Origin of the sequence: Rhodococcus sp. IEGM 1318 (assembly GCF_033142465.1) — a bacterium.
Lineage (GTDB): Bacteria > Actinomycetota > Actinomycetes > Mycobacteriales > Mycobacteriaceae > Rhodococcus_F > Rhodococcus_F qingshengii_B.
Genome location: NZ_JAWLSC010000017.1, coordinates 41,578 through 59,822, shown reverse-complemented (window position 1 = coordinate 59,822; position 18,245 = coordinate 41,578). Strand labels below are relative to the sequence as shown.

Here is an 18,245-nt window from a genome sequence, read left to right as displayed (position 1 = left end):
GCCTATGCGACTTCTGGTAAGTCACGAGGCTGAATCCGTAGAGCCCACGCCCGGGCCGCAACGAACGTCATGGCCAATACGAGAACCACCAGGAGTACGACCGCGATCCAGGTGGGAGCGGCGGTGGAAAAGCCCAGCCTCCACGCAGCACCTACACCCACAGTCGTCGCCGCCAACGCCCCAACCGGAAGCATCGCCGCCACCGCCTGCGCCGTGCGCGTAGTAAGTCGATCCCCGGCAGCGCGAAGAACTCCGAACACGGCGGCGACCGCCAGGGCGTAGGCCAGGAAACCGCTGACGGCATAGACCAGGAGCGGGGACCATCCGATGTCAACCGACCTGGTGAATGCCATGCTGATCAAGACCAACAGGGGCGTCAACCCAAGCGTGACTCCCACGAGGCCTGCCACCACAGTTCGAAGCATTCGATTGTCCTGACCTCCGGAGATTCGCACACCCGCGAGGTGGAGTACGAGCCCGGTCAGCGCGCCCAGAACGGCGCCGATCACCGCAGCCTCGATGGGCCAGGTCCATTGCGATTCACCCGCGAAGCCCGAGATTGTCGTGCCACCCGAAAAGAGGGTGATCGTGGCCGACGCCTGTGACGATCCTTGTGTCAGCGCCGCCGTGACGATGGCAACGGTCGCACCGAACAAAGCAAACCCGAGTGCCTGTTTCCACATCTAGCCATCTTGACCCATCCCGCGGGAGAATTCGGCGCAACAGGTCTGCGTCATGCTTTACCTATCGGGGTGGGATCGGCGCGAAGTTCCGCATCTCGTCCCGTCCGGGCCGGATGACGCCTGCGGCGGACTCTGGAACCTCGTTCCATGCTCCGGGAAGGTCGCGCAGAGGTTCGGATACGACGATTCGGGTCTCCTCACTCAGATGGTGCAGGGCATCCACCTCAGGATGGAGCTTGCGCAACGTGGAGATCTCGGTGGAGAAGAACAGTGACCTCGACCGGTTCTCGCTCGAATAGCGAAAGATCCAGGTGGAGATGCCATCCGACGTGGCAACGGTCATCTGGACCGGATTGTCGATTCCCTGCGAGCGAGCCGTGTGCTCGACAAATCCGACGGCCCTCGCGACACCTTCGAACGGATCGTCGGTCAGGCCGAACGTCAGCGCGAGGAAGAACAAGGTTTCCGAGTCCGTCGATCCTTCGAGATCCGGAAAGAGCGACGGATCAATCGCAGTCACCAATACCCTTTTCATGTCGTGGAATCCGCGCAGTGAACCGTTGTGCATCCACAACCAGTTGCCGTGCCGAAATGGGTGGCAGTTGCTGCGCTGCACCGCAGTTCCCGTCGAAGCGCGCACGTGGGCGAACATGAGAGGGGTGCGCAGTTGGGAGGTGACCTCGCGCAGGTTCGAGTCGTTCCACGCGGGTTCGATGCTCTTGAACACCGCCGGTTGGGGGCCTTCCCCGTACCAGCCGATTCCGAAGCCGTCGCCATTTGTCGTCGTGGCCCCGAGTTGAGAATGCAGGCTCTGGTCGATCAGCGAGTGCTGCGGTCGGAACAGCAAGTCGTGGGCGAGTATCGGTTCTCCCGAATACGCCATCCATCTGCACATACTTTCAACTCAAGCAGATCGAGTCGGTGTTGACGACGCGTGCGCCGTGGCGTTTGTCGAATGGCTTGGCTTCCACGTCGACACCGCCCAGATCACGACGATGTTCAGCGCGATGATGAGAGTTGACCACCAGGGGTAATACGGCAGCCACAAAAAGTTTGCGATGATCGAGATCGCGCAGATCACGACGGCCGATACCCGCGCCCAGGCCGCTCCGGTGAACAGTGCGAGCCCGACGAGAGCGACGAGCGCGCCCAGCACGAGATGGATCCAACCCCACGTCGTCAGGTCGAATTGATAGACGTAGTCGATCCCGACTACGAACACTTCGTTTTCGGCGACGGCAGCGAGTCCCTGGAAGAACTGCACGATGCCGACCGTCACCAAGATGACGGCTGCCCCAATCGATGTTCCTACCGCGAAACCCTGCTTGACTGATGTTGTATCCGACATGACGGTTTCCCTTGATTCGGTGGGGGTGACCGGACACCTGCCCGGCACGCTCGTTGTAGTGATCGTTGTTCCACCGACCGACCGTCGTGAAACGGAAATGCCTGTCCAATGCGGTGAGGAATCAGTGTGTTCTAGCTCGATGTGCGGGCGAAATGTAACTTCTGGCGCCTGTGGATGCGATGTAGCCCTTGCCGGAACGCGTGTGCGGAGGAATTGCTCGTGACTGAAGTTCGCAGAAAACAGGAAGAATTCGGCACGTAATTCGCCCTATTTGCCCAGCTGTACTGGTATTTTGACTGAATTGACCGGAAGCTACGGTCCGCGGAAAAGAGTAGCGAGAGAATGACGATCTTCGGCAGGCGTACCGCGGGCATCACCGCGACGGCCTTCGTCTTGGCGACCGTTCTGTCGACAGCACTCCCCGCAGTGGGATCGGCTGCCCCCGTCGCGCTCACCCGCGCGTGCAACTCGGAAATCAACGAGAATTCGATGTCACTCGATCCGGCCGTGATCGACGGTTGGTACGACATCTCGACTGGTTCACCGGGAACGAAAATCAGCTCGATCGAGGCATGGCGAGCCGTACCCGGAGATGTTCTCGAGTTTCGCGCGTCGGTGACGATCAGAGCGCACGGAAGTCCCGTCCGAGGGACCCTTCGGATCGACGGCGCCGGCTTGACCGGAGATCAGGATTTGATCTCCAGAATGACGTTGACCCAAGATCTCGGTCGCTCAGGATCAACGGTCACCGATGCCGACGACGGCTCCGTCATTCCGGTTCGTGCCAAGCTCGCATTCGACGTCACAACGCCTGGACAAGTGGCACAGAGCCAGACAGTCAACCTCTCGGCAGTCAAGATTGTCTTGGCAGGCGACACCACCGATCCGGGAGGTGAATGCCCCGGCCCGGGCCCCGGCGGTGGGAATGGAAGCGGTGGCGGGAATGGCGGTGGTGACGGTTCCGGTGGGAACGGTGGGGATTCCGGTGACGCACTTCCCGGTCGTGACGTCGGAAACCGCGTACCAATTTCCCAGGTTCCGTCCGGCCCGACTTCTCGCCCGTGACAGCGGCACCTGGATCCACGGTCCGTCGAACATGGGCCGCTGCAGTAGTGGCGACAATGCTCTTGATCGGCGGATGTTCTGACGACGGTGACTCGCCGACCCGCGTCCTCGCGACTGGCCAACAAGATTTGCCGCCGGAGATTCGCGCTGTGGTCGACGGTCCGGATGTCCCGACCACGCTTCGCATAGTCGACAGCACCGCTGACGTTCTGTCGATCAAGACGACGGCAGACGGCTCGCTCATTCCGCCCGAGGATGTCCGTGAGATCGGATGGTGGGCAGATTCGGCATTCCCGGGCTCGGGCGCGGGCACCGTGGTGATCACCGGACACATCAACGACATCTATCAGGGTGACGGTTTCGGAAAGAAGTTCTCGACACTGGAAATCGGCTCGATCGTGACCGTGGCGGGCGCCGGGGGACAGACCTGGAACTACCGTATCGATGTGGTCGATCACTACGGCAAGGACGGCGAGCTGCCGGTCGAGCGATTGAACAGCCTCGACGGACCGGAAACCCTCGCGCTGATCACCTGTGGTGGCGAATTCGTCGGTCCACCGCTCGGTTACGAGGACAACGACGTCGCGTGGGGGACCCCGGTGGCCGCATAGGCGAAAACTCGACGTCGGGCCGGTTGATAAACTGGGCCCCGCGTTCGTGGCCATCCACGCACGTTTCGAAAGTCCGAAGAAGGAGATTGTGCTGTGGTTGACCTCGCCTATGTCATCGCTGGGTCCGAAGCGACTGGCGGTGCCGGCCTGCAGGTCGACCTGAAGACGTTCCAGGCATTGGACGTCTACGGCGTAGCGACCACCACATGCATCGTTTCGTTCGATCCCAAGAACAACTGGGGTCATCGCTTCGTGCCGATCGCTCCTGACGTGATCGCCGATCAGATCGAGGCTGCCACTGCGGCTCACGATCTGGACGTCGTCAAGATCGGCATGTTGGGCACGCCCGCCACGATCGAGGTTGTGGCAGAGGGCCTGCGTCGGCAGTCCTGGCGCCACGTCGTCCTCGACCCGGTCCTGATCTGCAAGGGCCAGGAGCCCGGTGCGGCTCTCGATACCGATACGGCACTTCGTGATTCGATCCTGCCGCTCGCCACTGTCGTCACACCCAACCTCTTCGAGGCACGCACCCTCGCCGGAATGGACAGCATCGAGAGCGTCGACGAGCTCATCGAAGCCGCACGTCGTATCCACGACCTGGGACCCAAGTACGTGCTCGCAAAGGGCGGGGTCGAACTTGCCGGTGGCGACGCTGTCGACGTGTTGTTCGACGGGACCGACGTGACGGTTCTTTCCGCCCCCAAGGTCGGCGAAGAGCGCGTCTCGGGTGCCGGTTGCACGCTGGCCGCCGCAGTGACCGCCGAACTGGCAAAGGGCGCCGACGTGGGAGAAGCCGTCGCTCTGGCCAAGAAGTTCGTCACGGCGGGCATCGAAGGCCGCGTCTCGGCACACACGCCGTTCGACACCGTCTGGCAGGGCGCTTTCAAGGGATAGGCACACTGCGGCTCACATCGCCGCGCGCGGCCTGGCAGGATCGAGTGCGTGAGTACTGCGAACCTGAATCGAAGCGAAGTCGCCGAACGATCTCGAATCGTTGACGTCACCGGGTACCGGGTGGAGTTGGATCTGCGATCGGCGGCGGACTCTGCCTCGAAGACCTTTTCGACCGTCACGACAATTGATCTGACGGCGTCTGCGGAGTCCACGTGGCTCGACTTCATCGGTGCTGCAGTCGATTCCGTAGAGGTCGACGGTGCGTCGATTCCGGTTGAGTACGACGGATCCCGGATCGTGCTGCGCGGACTCGGCGGATCGAACGTCGTACGAGTGGCAGCTCACGGCCACTACAGCCGTTCCGGTGAAGGGCTGCACCGATTCGTCGACGACGCCGACGATCAGACGTATCTGTACACGCAGTACGAGCCCGCCGACGCCAGACGTGTTTTCGCCTGCTTCGAGCAGCCGGACCTCAAGGCGCCCTTCACATTCGAGGTGACAGCACCTGACGGCTGGGAAGTCCTGTCGAATCAGCCCGCGACACAGACGCTCTCCGTCGACGGTGCGCAACGCGTCACTTTCGCGCCGACGCTGCCGATCTCGACTTACATCACCGCGATCGCGGCCGGGCCGTATCACCGGGTAGCGTCGTCGTGGAGTCGCGGCGAACTCACTGTCGAATTGGGTGCGCTGTGCCGGGCGTCGTTGGCTCCACACCTCGATGCGGAGAACGTTTTCGACATCACCCGTCAGGGTTTGGACTTTTACGCCGAGCACTTCGACTATCCGTATCCGTTCGGCAAGTACGACCAGATCTTTGTCCCCGAGTACAACCTCGGCGCCATGGAGAACCCGGGACTGGTGACCTTCACCGAGGCGTATGTGTTCCGCGGCACCGCGACCGACGAGCAGCATCAGCGCCGCGCCAACACGATCCTGCACGAAATGGCGCACATGTGGTTCGGCGATCTCGTGACCATGGTCTGGTGGGACGACCTGTGGCTCAAGGAATCTTTCGCCGATTTCATGGGATCGCTGGTCAGCGCCGAAGCCACTCGCTTCACCGATGCCTGGGTGGCATTCGCCATCAAGCGAAAAGCGTGGGCGTACCTCCAAGATCAGCTGCCGACTACGCACCCCATCGTCGCCGACATCGTCGATCTCGAAGCTGCGAAGCTGAACTTCGACGGAATCACCTATGCCAAGGGTGCCAGTGTCCTCAAACAACTTGTGGCGTTCGTCGGGCGTGACGCGTTCTTCGAAGCGGCACGCCGGTACTTCAAGGCACACGCGTACGGGAACACCACGCTGGTCGATCTGCTCGACGTGCTCGCGGAGACTTCCGGACGTGATGTGCGCGAATGGGCCCGAATCTGGTTGCAGACCACCGGAGTGTCCACGCTGTCGCTCGACGGAACAGACCTGGTCCAGACGGACCCGAGGCCGCATCGGCTCGCAGTCGGAATCTACGACTACAACGAGTCCGGAGATCTTGTTCGCACCGAACGCGTCGAACTCGACATCACCGAATCCCGCACGCCGGTCGACCTTCCGCCCGGAGCGCTCACACTGCTCAACGACGAAGACCTCACCTACGCGAAGGTGCGATTGGACGCGGAATCTCTGTCCACGGTCGAGGCATCCCTGGACCGCGTGAGCGATCCGCTTGCGCGCGGAGTGATCTGGTCGTCGCTGTGGAACTCGGTGCGCGATGCGCAGCTCTCGGTGTTCCGATACCTCGACATGGTGGAACGATTCGCTCCCGCAGAGACAGATCTTGCGATTCTCAGCGCGATCCTGACCGATGCCCAATACGCGGTTCTTCACTACGTTCCGAAAAGCTTGCGGCCCAATGTCAGTGCGGGCTGGTTGGAAACGACCTGGAAGGCGGTGTTCGAAGCCGAACCGGAGTCCGGAAGACAGCTGGCATGGGCACGGGCTCTGTCGGCCGCCGCAGCGGTCAACGATGCTCGCGCCGACGAGTTGCGGTCGATACTCGACGGCACCTGCCCGGGGCCGGTCGGACTGGCTCTCGATCCTGATCTGCGGTGGGCATTGTGGATTGCCCTGTCGGCGACCGGCCATGCGAGTGTGAGCGACTTCGACGGTGAGCTGAGCAAGGACAGCACATCGGCGGGTCGAACTGCGTACGTCCGCGCTGTGGCGTCGATTCCCGATGCCGCGACCAAGGCGGCTGCCTGGGCGTCGGCGACCACCGATGCCTCACTCTCGAACGACCGCCTGGATGCGACGATCGTCGGATTCCGTTCGGGCACGGACCCGTCGTTGATCGAGGGATATGCGGTCGAGTACTTCTCGTCCCTGGGGAAGTGGTGGTCCGAACGCAGCATCGAGATCGCCCGACGGTTGGTGAACGGACTCTTCCCGGCAGCTGAAGACACCTCTGCTGTCGATTCCTGGATCCAGGCCAATGCGGAGGCGCCCGCGTCGCTGCGGAGGCTTGTTCTCGAGCGTCGGGATCACCTGGCCCGAGACCTACGTGCCCAGGCGTCGAACGCAGTGATCTGACGCCATCAGCTCCGAAATGTCCTGTTCTTGGATATTGTCTAAACAGGGCTGCGACGGGAGACGACGTGCACACGATCACGGATCTGTCGCTGGTCACGGGCCCGGTTCCGCCCGTGGTGACGGTGCTCGGAATTCTGGCACTTCTGTGGCTGATCTTCTCGAGATCGAGGCGTCACGTGCTGATCTCGATTCCGGTCTGCATCGTCGCGGCAATTGCGATCACTCTCGTGCTGTACTGGCTGATCGAGAAGGTGTGGCACCCGTTCCCCGATCCGATTGCCCGTCCGGTCTACGTGTGGATCGGTTTGGGCATTCTTGGCGTGCTGCTGGGTGTTTCGCGGGTATTTGCGGCGACGCGGATCGACGGCCGCGTGCTCACCGTCGTCTCCGTGCTCCTGGTGGTCGTGTCTAGCGCAGCTCACGTGAATCTGCAGTTCCAGTCGTATCCGACGTTGGGAACAGCGCTGGGACTCTCGGACGCGGAGAAGGTTTCACTCGCCGACCTGGACGACGGCAAGGACGGGGCGGTACCGGTTTCGCAATGGAAGGCTCCAGCGGACATGCCGTCGGCCGGCAAGGTCAGCACGGTCACGATTGCGGGGACGGTCTCCGGATTCAGCGCCCGCGACGCCGAGATCTACCTACCGCCCGCGTATTTCACCAACCCACGACCGGAGTTGCCGGTGTTGGTACTGCTTGCCGGACAACCAGGCGCGCCCGAGGACTGGCTACAGGGCGGACGTCTCGTCCAGACCATGGACGCCTACGCCGCTGCGCATTCGGGCTTGGCTCCCGTTGTCGTCGTTGCTGACGGGACCGGGTCGGAACTGGCGAATCCGCTCTGCGTCGATTCCCAACTCGGGAACGTCGCAACGTACCTTTCGCGCGATGTTCCCGACTGGGTGCGCGGGAACCTCCAGGTGGATCCCGACCCGAGGAAGTGGGCGATCGGGGGACTTTCCTACGGCGGTACCTGCGCGTTCCAGATGGCAACGAACTTCCCCGCGGTGTATCCGACGTTCCTGGATCTGTCCGGTCAGATCGAACCCACCCTCGGTGATCGGAAGCAGACGGTCGATGCAGCGTTCGGCGGTAATGACGCCGCGTTCGTGGCAGTGAATCCGCAGGATCTGCTCCGGGAGAAGAAGTTCCCCGACAGCGCCGGGGTGTTCGTGGTCGGCAAACAGGACAACGACTACCGCCCAGGTCTTCAAACGCTCTACGAAGCCGCAAAGGCCGCAGGGATGGACGTCCAGTACGCCGAGGTCGACGGTGGACACAGCTTCCAGGTGTGGTCGGCTGGATTGGCGAGTCAATTAGGTTGGCTGGGAACGCGACTCGGTCTGCCCGGATGAACGATCGTCTGGAAGTTCCGAAGACCCGATGATCAGCGGGTGAATTCTTCCGGTCGCCCCGGCTTCGGAGCCCAATCCCTGCGGATCTGCCACACTCGCGAGCCGAAGGTCGAGTGCGCCGGTCCATTCTCGGGTCAATTGCGCATCGAGTGCGTCGACGCGCTCGAGTAGCGGAGGGTGCTGGTCCGGCGGGCAGGCTTCGAGCAAGGTCGCGAATACCGCGCGTAGACGGCGCTGGACCTGCGCGGAATTGGTACTGAAGTGCCGGATCTCGTCGGTGGCGACAGAGACGTAGTCGGTCCAGGTGCGTTGCCGGCCCCGGATCAGCGTGAGATCCGAGGTTGATGTGTCGAAGCGGACCCGCGGCGCGAGCAGTACCAAAAGATCCTCGATGTGATCGAGAGCCTGGACTGCTCGACCCGGGTCGTTGATGGCAGGTGAGAGCGCCTTGAGCGCGATGTCCACGATCGACTGCAGCGCCGCACCGGGGCTGACGACAGGACTGTGCGTGTCACCGAAGATCAAGCACGACATCAATGTGTCCGGACGTACCTTCAGTGATGGCCCGCGTACCTCGAAGAGGGGCGCGTTCTGGGCGACGAACTCGCCGATGCTGGGGACAACCTCGACCGAGACGTCCCAGCGGCCGGCCAACCGCTGCAGTCGGGCGAGATCGATCGCCAGCAGAATCCGGCCGTCGGGTGAAAGGTGGCGCAGGCGAATCACCAGTGCGTCGGCGCTCTCGGAGGTTTGGGACTCGCGCGGTTCGCGTAGGGGAAGCGGCTGACTGGGCTTCGGTGCGCCCGAGGGTAAGTCCTCGTACAGCGGATAGGCACGAATCGTCGCGCTTCGGCCCTGGGCCGCTATCCAACGCAACAACCGACTGGAATTGAGAATCGACCCGACCTTCGCCACCAATGCGATGAACAGGATCGCACTGGCCAATGCCAGAAGCAGTGCGATCGCCGTGGAGATGGACGGAGAGGAATTCTCAGAGTCGAGCGCCAAATCGAGCGCAATGATCAAGGAGAAGACAAACGTGGCCAGAAACATGCCGATCGACCACCGCATCACTCGCTGCTGCGCGAGCATCGGGACCACCCGCACCGAAATCTGCGAGGCGCCGAACTGCATGGCGAGGGTGATGGCGGTGAACACCAGACCGGTGAGAGTGATCATCCCGCCGGCGATGACGCTGAGCAGCGTTGCGGTGGCCCCGGCGTCCACGCCCTCGGAAATGGTACCGACGTCGCCGTCACCCACCAGGTCTCCGTCGATCCCGACGAGGATGTTCGCGGTGACGACGGACAGGACGACGAGGATCACGGGGAGGCGCCAGACCGGGACGGTTCGTAGTCGTCGGCGAGTTCGGCGCCAGCGAATTCTGTCCGAAAGCCGCCGTGATAGTCCGACTTTCGTCGTGGGGGTTGTGGTGTCGACGACCGGGAGCGGTGGTGGGGTCGGGGGAGTGGAACCGAAACTTCCCGACACCGTTTCCTGAACGTAGATCTTCGCGTGGATCATCGGCTCGCGATACCGCTGCTCACGGGCGACTGCCCGGCTCATCTTGGCGGGCTTGTCGCGGTAACGCGAACGCGCCCATGGCGCACCCGGGCGACTCAACCGAATCGCTCCGACCAACAGAAGCGGGGTGAAGAACAGCCCGATCAAGCCGGTCCAGAGTTTGCCCTTCATCAACGTGATCACGGCGAGTCCGAGTTGGATCACGATCGCGACGACAACGCCGATCAACGTCGCCAGGCTACGGTCCTGCTCATACGGGTCGAACTCTCCCGCGAACCCGATCGGGTGGACTCCGAGAAGGAAAAGGAACGAGATCGCGATGGCAACGAACACCGCGTCGATGGACGAGCGACCCTCCTCGGCCCAGTAGACATCGCGTAGATGCAGCACGAGTGCGTACTCGTCGAGGACCAGCGCGCTGCCGATACCGAACACCGACGCGAGAACACAGTTGGCGATCGGGGTGTGATAGTCGGCCAGAGCGACGAAGGCAAAGCCGGACACGAGCATCATCATCAAACCGAAAACCATGTGGTGGATGTGCATTCCACCGGGCGTGACATTGCCTGGCCACCACGAGACCTCAGCTCGGATCATTCGAACGCTGAACCGAATGAACAGGAACGTCAGGACAAAGGCGAGCAGAAGGAAGAACAGAGGGAGTCTGCCGGTGTCGACAACCGTGTGCTCGAACCAGGACCGCACGGCGTCAGCTCTTGCTGGTGGCGAGCTTGATCAGCTGAGGAGCCGTCGCGTCCGGAAGGTAAGCACGCGTCAGCGCGATTCCGATTCGAGGCAGGTCGGCCTCGTCGCGGAAACACAGGAAAACGGGCTCGTATCTCGGCTTGAACTTCTTCTTGAACGCGTGAAGAGACCGGAAGCCGTAGAGCGGTTCCATCGCGGCTCCGAGCATGTCGAGCAGGCGGTCCATCGATGCGGCGTCGGCGCCGTCGTCGCTGCGGGCCAGTGGCGCGCCGGACAGTGAGACGAATTGGGCACCTTGTTCTTTGAATTCGAGGGCCGACGATGCGATGAGGAACTCGACCACCGGCCGGAAGCCGTCGGGGCGTCGACGCATGACGTCGAGCGTCCAACCCTGGACCACTCCGCCTTCGCCGTACACCGGCAACCACGAGGTGACGCCGTGAATGCTTCCGGTCGGGTCGACGGCCAAACCGACCCGGACGTCGCGGTCGAGCGCCTCCTCGACGCTGCCGAGGGTGAACCCCATCTCGGGTAGTCCCTTGTCACCCACCCATTCCTCGGAAATGGCGCGCACCTGAGCCAGCACGGAGAACGGCTCGTCGGCCAGAGTTGTCATCCGAAAGGTGATGTCGTCCTTCTTGGCCTTGTTGAGCGCCGAGCGGATGTCCTGCCAAGACTTGCCGGTGAACTGCAATTCCGGCAGGTCGACGATCGTGTCTTCGGCGACCTGAACGGTGCGCCAGCCGCGCCGGGCGGCGGCATCGGCTGTCTCCTTCCCCACGGAGAACAGGCAAGGAGTGAGGCCGTTGGATTCGGACATCGTCGTGAATTCGTCTACCGCTGCGGCAAGTCGGTCGGGGCTCGCGATCGGATCAGCGAGGACTACGACGACGCCGGCGTGCCGTTGGAATGCAACGACGCTGTCACCCGACTCGCCGAAGTAGTAATTGTTGCCGTCCCACGTCGTCATCCACGACATGGTTCCGCCGCCATGCTGTTTGAGCAGTTCCCGAGCGGTGGCGCGCGGATCGTTCCCGGACAACGGCCCACCTCGAATCTTGCGCCGCATCGGTACGTGAAAAGCGTGACGGCCCTTGATCAACAAGATGAGTTCGAGAAGCCAGAGCAGCGCGGTTCCGACCGTGACGGCGCCGGCGCTTTCGTAGTCGAAGAAGATGACCGAAACGAGGACGAGGGTGGTGGCCAAAACCGTCAGTGAACCGAACACGACGGCAACCCACCAGGCCCAGCGGCGTCCTCGTCGCAACTGATCCGCGATCAGTGCAACGATGACCACGTCGATCAATGCGGTCCAGCCCGAACCGGTTTCGGCTTCCGTCGGCCCGAACGGTCCGCTTCCGGGGAACAGCCACACGGCGATCTCGACCACTCCGATCAGGAGCAGGCCGATGAATCCGAGCAGGCGGATCTCGCGTCGGGTTCGGGGGATGAACCCGCGCTCTCCGTCGCCGAAGAACTTTTCGCCCACCGGCAGGAATATCGCGACCGCGATGAGGTGCTGCACGTCGGCGAGGCGGCCTTCGAAGAGGAACGCGATCGCAATGTACGCACACAGAATGGCGCGGACTCGCATTCGCCAGGGCGAGCGCAGAGTTGCCGTGGTCGCGGCGAGAGCGGCAATGATTGCGGTGGTCACACCGACGTCGCGGTGGGTGGCGAGGTTGCGAGCCCAATCCCAGTCGGTATGGCTGCCCGCCCAGAGGAGCAGCGATGCACCGAGTTCGCCCGCCAACTGCCCGCTGATCGTGACGATGGCCGCGTTCTTGGTTCCCAGGCGCCATTCGCACCAGCCGACCGCGAAGGCAAAAACGACGATGATCGAAACATACTGACCCGGCGTCAATCCGAAGAACCACCCCGTGACGAGAGTCCACCACTTGCCTTCCTGCAAGGCAGGAACTCCGTAGGCGATGTCGTTGAACCACGAGTAGGTACGGACGTGATTCCACAAGGCGCCGGTCGCGATCCCGACGACGGTGATGGTGAGCACGACGCTCGCGGTGAACGGCACACGCCGCAGGACACTCAGGGTGTCGGAGGCAAAGCGGGAGGCCCGATTCGACCCGCCCGGCGCGCTCTGGTCGGTCTGCGGGGTGGGGGTCTGGGACTGCTCAGCCATCGAGGTTCTCTTCTCGCCATGCCGCACGGTGGATTCTGCCTGTTCAGCATGACAGGAATACAGACCGATAATCAGGCGAAGCGGTCAAAATGGACCAGACTGGCTGGGGGTCTCAGTCTCGTGGCGCTACTGTCGAGCCATGGTGAACGGAGATTTACTGAATCGGGACCACGTGGTCGCCTCACTTGCCGCTTTCGAACCTCGGTCGGTCGAATTGGACGGAAGGCGCTCGGCGTCGGTGGTCATCGTCGTCATGCGGACCGCGGACGGGGCACCGGTGTTTCCGGTAACCAAGCGGCCCAGCAAGATGCGAGCTCACCCCGGTCAGTTCGCCTTGCCAGGCGGAAGCGTCGATCCGGGTGAGACGTCCGAACAAGCAGCGGTTCGGGAACTGTCCGAGGAGCTGGGCGTCGAGGTCTCTGAGTCGGACATCATCGGCCGACTCGACGATTACGTCACCCGTTCGGGGTTCGTGATCCGTCCGTTTGTCGTCTGGTCCGGCGAGGACATCGCGGGTCTGGTACCCAATCCGGACGAGGTGGCCCAGGTGTACGCCGTGACCTCGGAGGAGCTCGACGTGGACTCGCGATTCGTCACCATCGAGGAATCACCGAACCCGGTGATCCAGTGGCCGTTCCGAACGAGCTTGATCCATGCGCCGACCGGAGCTGTCATCTATCAGTTCCGCGAGGTGTTGAACGGCCGGCACACCCGCATCGACAACCTCGAACAGCCGGTGTTCGCCTGGCGATGAGAGCAGCTCGACACGCTCGGGGTCGTTCGGGCTTCGGCGCCTCGGCGAATAGTGCGCCCCGCTGTGGAAAGCTGACCGCACGGCAATCGAACGACGCGAGGTGTGTGCAGTGAACTCTGGCGAACAAGAACCGATCCCGACGGATCGGATTCTCACTGTTCCCAACGTGCTCAGTATCGTGCGTCTACTCGCCCTTCCGCTGTTCGCCTACCTGCTGCTCGTCACACACTCGGACGGCTGGGCATTGGCGCTGCTGATGCTCAGCGGGTTCACCGACTGGCTCGACGGCAAGTTGGCCAGAGTGCTCGGACAAACCTCGCGCCTGGGAGCGCTTCTCGACCCGCTGGTCGACCGTCTCTACGTCGTCACGACACTCGTCACCTTCGTCGCCCGCGATTTCATTCCCTGGTGGGTCGCGGCGATATTGATCGGCCGTGATCTTCTACTCGCGTTGACGTTGCCGATCTACCGCCGGCGTGGACTGCCGCCGCCCGAGGTGGTTTATCTCGGCAAGGCCGCGACCTTCCTGCTGATGTTCGCTCTGCCGTTGATACTTGCCGGACACGGGGACTGGGCCATCGGACCGTTCACCCATGCCTTCGGTTTCGCTTTCCTGATCTGGGGAACCGTCCTGTACGTGTGGACTGCCGCGATCTACGTGCTCAAAGCCGTTGACGTGGCGCGAACGCACGAGGTCGAGCCCCGATGAAGTCGACCGGGGAGGACGTCCGTCGTAACCCGGTACCGTCGCTGCTTCGGTCGCTCATGACCGAACATCTCGACCCGGGCTACGAAGCAACGGCATTCGAACGCCAACACGAGCACACCAAGAACAGATCCTCGAAAACCGGGCCTTGGCTGGCTCTCGGCGCACTGTTGATCGGGTTCATCGTCACGGTGTCCGCAGTGCAGGCCACCAAACAGGTGACCGGTACCGAGGAGGTTCGAAGCGAGTTGGTGGCCAAGGTCCGTGACGCCGAGGATCGTATCGATTCGCTGGCCGCGTCCCGCGATTCACTCGGCGGTGACGTGGACGCCGCGCGCGGCGTGGCGCTTGAAGGCGATGCACGCGGCAGCGCGGTCCTCGATCAACTGCGAGCGGTCGAATCCGGTGCAGGAGCCGAAGCTGTTCACGGAGAAGGTCTGGTCGTGACGCTGACGGACCCGGCCGGACGCCCGAACCTTACGGACGCGTCGCAGCGGAGCGTCGGCGGTAAGACCGTCGTCCTCGATCGAGATCTGCAAACCGTCGTCAACGCGCTGTGGGCGGGCGGCGCGGAGGCAATCGCCGTCGGCGGCGTGCGAATCGGGCCGACGGTGACCATCCGCCAGGCCGGCGGCGCGATGCTCGTCGACAACCAACCTGTCTTCTCGCCGTACCGCGTCGAGGCGATCGGCGACACGCGCGCACTGCAGCGAGAGTTCGTCGTCAGCGACGCCTACGTGAGAATGTCTAGCGTCTCGCAACTGTACGGAGTCGGTTTCGCGGTGGCCGAAGACGATTCGTTGACATTGCCGCCCGCGACGCCTCGCGCCGTCCGGGTGGCAACAGAACCCACAGAACCCAAGTGACAGAAGGAGTTCGATGAAGGCCGGTTCAGCCCTGTACGGACTCGCAGCACTGGTCGTCGGCATCGTCTTGGGCGTCGTTTTCAGCCCGCAGGTGCCCGACGTCATCCAGCCGTATCTTCCGATCGCGGTCGTTGCGGCACTCGACGCCGTCTTCGGCGGACTACGCGCGTATCTCGACGAGATCTTCGACGCGAAGGTGTTTGTGGTCTCCTTCGTCTTCAACGTGCTCGTTGCGTCGTTGATCGTCTGGCTCGGTGATCAGTTGGGTGTGGGTACTCAACTCTCGACGGCAATCGTCGTCGTGTTGGGTATCCGGATCTTCGGCAACGCAGCGGCATTGCGACGCCGACTGTTCGGAGCGTGAGTCATGGCGGATCACTCCACGACCGAGCCCGAAGAACCACCTGTCACCACTGCGGGTGAAGGTCGTCACGAGCTGCGTTCACCGTCGAAGCACCGCACCAACGTCGTCTTCGCCATCCTCGCGGCCGTGCTCCTGGGTGTGCTCGGTGTCGCGATTGCCACACAGGTACGCAGCACCGTGGCCGGAGATTCACTCGACGCCGCGCGCCCTGCCGACCTTCTGGTCGTTCTCGACAACTTGAATCGGCGCGAAGCCGCGCTGAGGCAGGAAGTTGCCAATCTTCAGGAATCGCTTGCCACTTTGGAAGCCGGCGGCAACACCGGAGCAGCGTTGGACGAGGCGCGGGCGCGGCTGACCTCGCTCTCCATTCAAGTGGGGACTGCTCCTGCTACCGGACCGGGTGTGACGATGACCCTGACAGATCCGGCGGGTGGTGTCGGCTCCGAAGTCATTCTCGATCTCATCCAGGAATTGCGTGCTGCCGGTGCCGAAGCCATCTCGATCGCAGGTGCGAACGGCGAACCCATTCGTATCGGCGTGAACTCGTGGGTGAGTGGGCGCGGCGGTGAAATCGAATTGGACGGAACCCGGATCGAGCAGCCGTACACTGTGACCGCGATCGGGGATCCGCCGACGTTGGCAGCAGCGTTGAACATTCCCGGAGGCGTCTTCGACAACGTCGCACGCAACGGCGGAACTTCCTCGGTCGAGCAATCGCAGCAGGTCACGATCTCCGTCTTGCGACAATTGAATCCGCGCCAATACGCTCAACCTGGAAATTGATCTTTTTGCGTCCGACTTTCGGACGGCCTGTGAAAGGAAGCCACTGTGAGTGAGCTCGATACACCTACCGATCTGCGCTACACCGCGGAGCACGAGTGGGTGAAGCGGACCGGCCCGACCACAGTTCGAGTCGGTATCACCGACTTTGCTCAGTCGCAGCTCGGTGACGTCGTGTTCGTCCAGCTTCCCGCTGTCGACGAAGATGTGACCGCCGGTGAATCGCTCGGCGAGGTCGAGTCGACCAAGAGCGTCTCCGACATCTTTGCTCCGTTCACTGCGAAAGTTCTTGCAGCCAACGGAGAATTGGACGGACAGCCTGACCTCGTCAACACCGATCCGTACGACAAGGGTTGGTTGGTCGAGCTCGAGGTTGCCGACGAAGCCACACTCGATGCCGCGCTCGCGGCAACTCTGGACGCGGAGGCGTACAACGGACTGACGTCCGAGTAGAAAACCTACGCGTGGACCGGTCAACTCGCGTTGTGTCGCGGCCTGTCTCGCTGCACACGGCGGTCTGCGCAGGGTACGGTCGTTAGGTACGCATGTGCCGAGTCGGGGCGCAGGGCCGTATCGAACGTGACTGTGAAAGATGCTCGTGAAGAAAGTGCACTGCGTAGTCCAGTGATTCATGATCTGGATGATTGACCCAGGAGGAGAAACAGTGAGCGAGAACGGTAACGACGCGGGCTATGGGGAGTCGCCGGCGGAGACCACTTCGGTTTTCCGTGCGGACTTCCTCAATGAGCTCGACAACACCTCCTCTGCAGCACCGGCCGCCGAGCAGCCGGTTTCGGGCGTGGAAGGCCTTCCCACCGGAGCTGCACTTCTGGTGGTCAAGCGGGGACCGAATGCAGGATCCCGCTTCTTGCTCGATCAGCCGACGACGTCGGCAGGTCGGCACCCGGACAGCGACATCTTCCTCGACGACGTGACCGTCAGCCGTCGTCACGCCGAGTTCCGTCAGGAAGATGCAGATTTCCACGTCGTCGACGTCGGAAGCCTCAACGGCACCTACGTCAACCGTGAGCCTGTCGATTCGGCAGTTCTCGCGAACGGTGACGAGGTTCAGATCGGCAAGTTCCGTCTGGTGTTCCTCACCGGCCCTCGTGCCGGCGGTTCGCAGGTCGGCGAGTCGTCAGCAGGTGCGGGTAGCTAATGACGGCAGTGCGGCAGCAGAGCCAGCCCGGAATGTCGATTGGTTCCGTGCTGGATCGGTTGCGTCCAGATTTTCCCGACGTGACGATTTCGAAGATCCGTTTCCTCGAGTCCGAGGGATTGATCAGCCCACAACGGACACCGTCGGGATACCGCAGATTCTCCGTAGAGGACTGCGAGCGTCTTCGCTTCGTGCTGACCGCGCAACGCGATCAGTACCTGCCGCTCAAAGTGATCAAAGAACAGCTCGAAGCCATCGACAGCGGCGCGGCGACGGTGAGTGCGGAAGTTCCTCCGCCTCGTCGGGCCCGCGTCCTGTCGATCGCTTCGGGCGATGTCTCGCCCGAAGCTTTCCGTGTCGACCGCGAAGTTCGAGTCGGTCGTCAGGACCTTCTGGCGCGCGCCGACATCGACGATCGGTTTCTGACCGATCTGATCCGCACCGGTTTGGTGGTTCCCGGCGCGGCGGGCTTCTTCGACGAGGACGCCGTGACATTGGCGCGCACCGCAAAAGCGATGTCCGAGTACGGCTTGGAGGTCCGCCATCTGCGGGCGTTCAAGTTGGCTGCCGATCGCGAAGCGGGACTGGTGACTCAAATCGCCGGACCGGTTGCCAAGGGTCGTGACGCCGGAGCGCGTGATCGCGCCGAGGAAATGGTCCGGGAACTCGCTGCCCTGTCACTGACTTTGCACACGTGTCTGGTCAAATCGGCGGTTCGGGGAAGTCTCGATCGCTGAGTTCCTCGATCAGCGGGGCTCA

Annotated in this window: 18 protein-coding genes; 13 read left to right on the top strand and 5 right to left on the bottom strand. The window is 62.6% G+C overall.

What is annotated here, in order from left to right:
* Positions 1–2: 2 nt before the first annotated feature.
* The 3 genes from R4P65_RS29195 to R4P65_RS29185 all read right to left on the bottom strand — a co-directional run bounded on the left by R4P65_RS29195 (position 3) and on the right by R4P65_RS29185 (position 2,031).
* A complete protein-coding gene (locus R4P65_RS29195; protein WP_317829084.1) occupies positions 3–683 on the bottom strand; it encodes a hypothetical protein in 681 nt (226 codons plus the stop codon).
* A gap of 61 nt (positions 684–744) precedes the next feature.
* Complete coding sequence (locus R4P65_RS29190; RefSeq protein WP_317829083.1) at positions 745–1,566, bottom strand: class II glutamine amidotransferase; 822 nt, start codon at positions 1,564–1,566, stop codon at positions 745–747.
* A 21-nt stretch (positions 1,567–1,587) separates the two neighbouring features.
* Positions 1,588–2,031 carry a hypothetical protein gene (locus tag R4P65_RS29185; protein ID WP_317829082.1) on the bottom strand — a complete coding sequence of 148 codons (444 nt, stop codon included), beginning with the start codon at positions 2,029–2,031 and terminating at the stop codon, positions 1,588–1,590.
* Positions 2,032–2,373: 342 nt separating this feature from the next.
* Between R4P65_RS29185 and R4P65_RS29180 the strand changes: the two genes are divergently transcribed.
* From R4P65_RS29180 to R4P65_RS29160, 5 genes are all read left to right on the top strand, one after another.
* Complete coding sequence (locus R4P65_RS29180; RefSeq protein WP_317829081.1) at positions 2,374–3,096, top strand: hypothetical protein; 723 nt, start codon at positions 2,374–2,376, stop codon at positions 3,094–3,096.
* Positions 3,093–3,707, top strand: coding sequence for a class F sortase (locus tag R4P65_RS29175; protein WP_317829080.1), 615 nt, complete (start codon positions 3,093–3,095; stop codon positions 3,705–3,707). The genes R4P65_RS29180 and R4P65_RS29175 overlap by 4 nt, the downstream gene beginning before the upstream one ends.
* A 93-nt stretch (positions 3,708–3,800) precedes the next feature.
* A complete protein-coding gene (gene thiD, locus R4P65_RS29170; RefSeq protein ID WP_317829079.1) occupies positions 3,801–4,601 on the top strand; it encodes a bifunctional hydroxymethylpyrimidine kinase/phosphomethylpyrimidine kinase in 801 nt (266 codons plus the stop codon).
* Between the two features lie 48 nt (positions 4,602–4,649).
* Positions 4,650–7,133 (top strand): aminopeptidase N, encoded by a 2,484-nt coding sequence (gene pepN / locus R4P65_RS29165; RefSeq protein ID WP_317829078.1) that lies wholly within the window; start codon positions 4,650–4,652, stop codon positions 7,131–7,133.
* A gap of 65 nt (positions 7,134–7,198) precedes the next feature.
* The gene (locus tag R4P65_RS29160) at positions 7,199–8,488 is read left to right on the top strand and encodes an alpha/beta hydrolase (protein WP_064688170.1); all 1,290 of its coding nucleotides are present in this window, start codon (positions 7,199–7,201) and stop codon (positions 8,486–8,488) included.
* On the opposite strand, the gene R4P65_RS29155 is transcribed toward R4P65_RS29160, so the two are convergent.
* Together R4P65_RS29155 and R4P65_RS29150 are read right to left on the bottom strand one after the other, a co-directional pair.
* Positions 8,450–10,717 (bottom strand): DUF2254 family protein, encoded by a 2,268-nt coding sequence (locus R4P65_RS29155; protein WP_317829077.1) that lies wholly within the window; start codon positions 10,715–10,717, stop codon positions 8,450–8,452. The two genes, R4P65_RS29160 and R4P65_RS29155, sit on opposite strands and share 39 nt — an antisense overlap.
* A gap of 4 nt (positions 10,718–10,721) precedes the next feature.
* A complete protein-coding gene (locus R4P65_RS29150) occupies positions 10,722–12,857 on the bottom strand; it encodes a DUF2156 domain-containing protein (protein WP_317829076.1) in 2,136 nt (711 codons plus the stop codon).
* A 139-nt stretch (positions 12,858–12,996) separates the two neighbouring features.
* On the opposite strand from R4P65_RS29150, the gene R4P65_RS29145 reads away from it, so the two are divergent.
* From R4P65_RS29145 to R4P65_RS29110, 8 genes are all read left to right on the top strand, one after another.
* Complete coding sequence (locus tag R4P65_RS29145; RefSeq protein WP_317829075.1) at positions 12,997–13,611, top strand: CoA pyrophosphatase; 615 nt, start codon at positions 12,997–12,999, stop codon at positions 13,609–13,611.
* Between the two features lie 109 nt (positions 13,612–13,720).
* Entirely contained in the window at positions 13,721–14,320 is a 600-nt protein-coding gene (locus R4P65_RS29140) for a CDP-alcohol phosphatidyltransferase family protein (protein WP_317829074.1), read from the top strand.
* Positions 14,317–15,183, top strand: a complete 867-nt coding sequence (locus R4P65_RS29135; RefSeq protein WP_095970050.1) for a DUF881 domain-containing protein — start codon at positions 14,317–14,319, stop codon at positions 15,181–15,183. Before R4P65_RS29140 ends, R4P65_RS29135 begins: the two co-directional genes overlap by 4 nt.
* 13 nt (positions 15,184–15,196) lie before the next feature.
* Positions 15,197–15,547, top strand: coding sequence for a small basic family protein (locus R4P65_RS29130; RefSeq protein ID WP_003946178.1), 351 nt, complete (start codon positions 15,197–15,199; stop codon positions 15,545–15,547).
* Positions 15,548–15,550: 3 nt separating this feature from the next.
* Positions 15,551–16,330, top strand: a complete 780-nt coding sequence (locus tag R4P65_RS29125; RefSeq protein WP_230815703.1) for a DUF881 domain-containing protein — start codon at positions 15,551–15,553, stop codon at positions 16,328–16,330.
* Between the two features lie 45 nt (positions 16,331–16,375).
* Positions 16,376–16,780 carry a glycine cleavage system protein GcvH gene (gene gcvH / locus R4P65_RS29120; RefSeq protein WP_230815702.1) on the top strand — a complete coding sequence of 135 codons (405 nt, stop codon included), beginning with the start codon at positions 16,376–16,378 and terminating at the stop codon, positions 16,778–16,780.
* A gap of 211 nt (positions 16,781–16,991) precedes the next feature.
* Positions 16,992–17,486: a glycogen accumulation regulator GarA gene (gene garA, locus R4P65_RS29115; RefSeq protein ID WP_317829073.1), complete on the top strand. Its 495-nt coding sequence runs from the start codon at positions 16,992–16,994 to the stop codon at positions 17,484–17,486.
* Complete coding sequence (locus tag R4P65_RS29110; protein WP_230815701.1) at positions 17,486–18,223, top strand: MerR family transcriptional regulator; 738 nt, start codon at positions 17,486–17,488, stop codon at positions 18,221–18,223. Before garA ends, R4P65_RS29110 begins: the two co-directional genes overlap by 1 nt.
* The last annotated feature ends 22 nt before the right edge of the window (positions 18,224–18,245 follow it).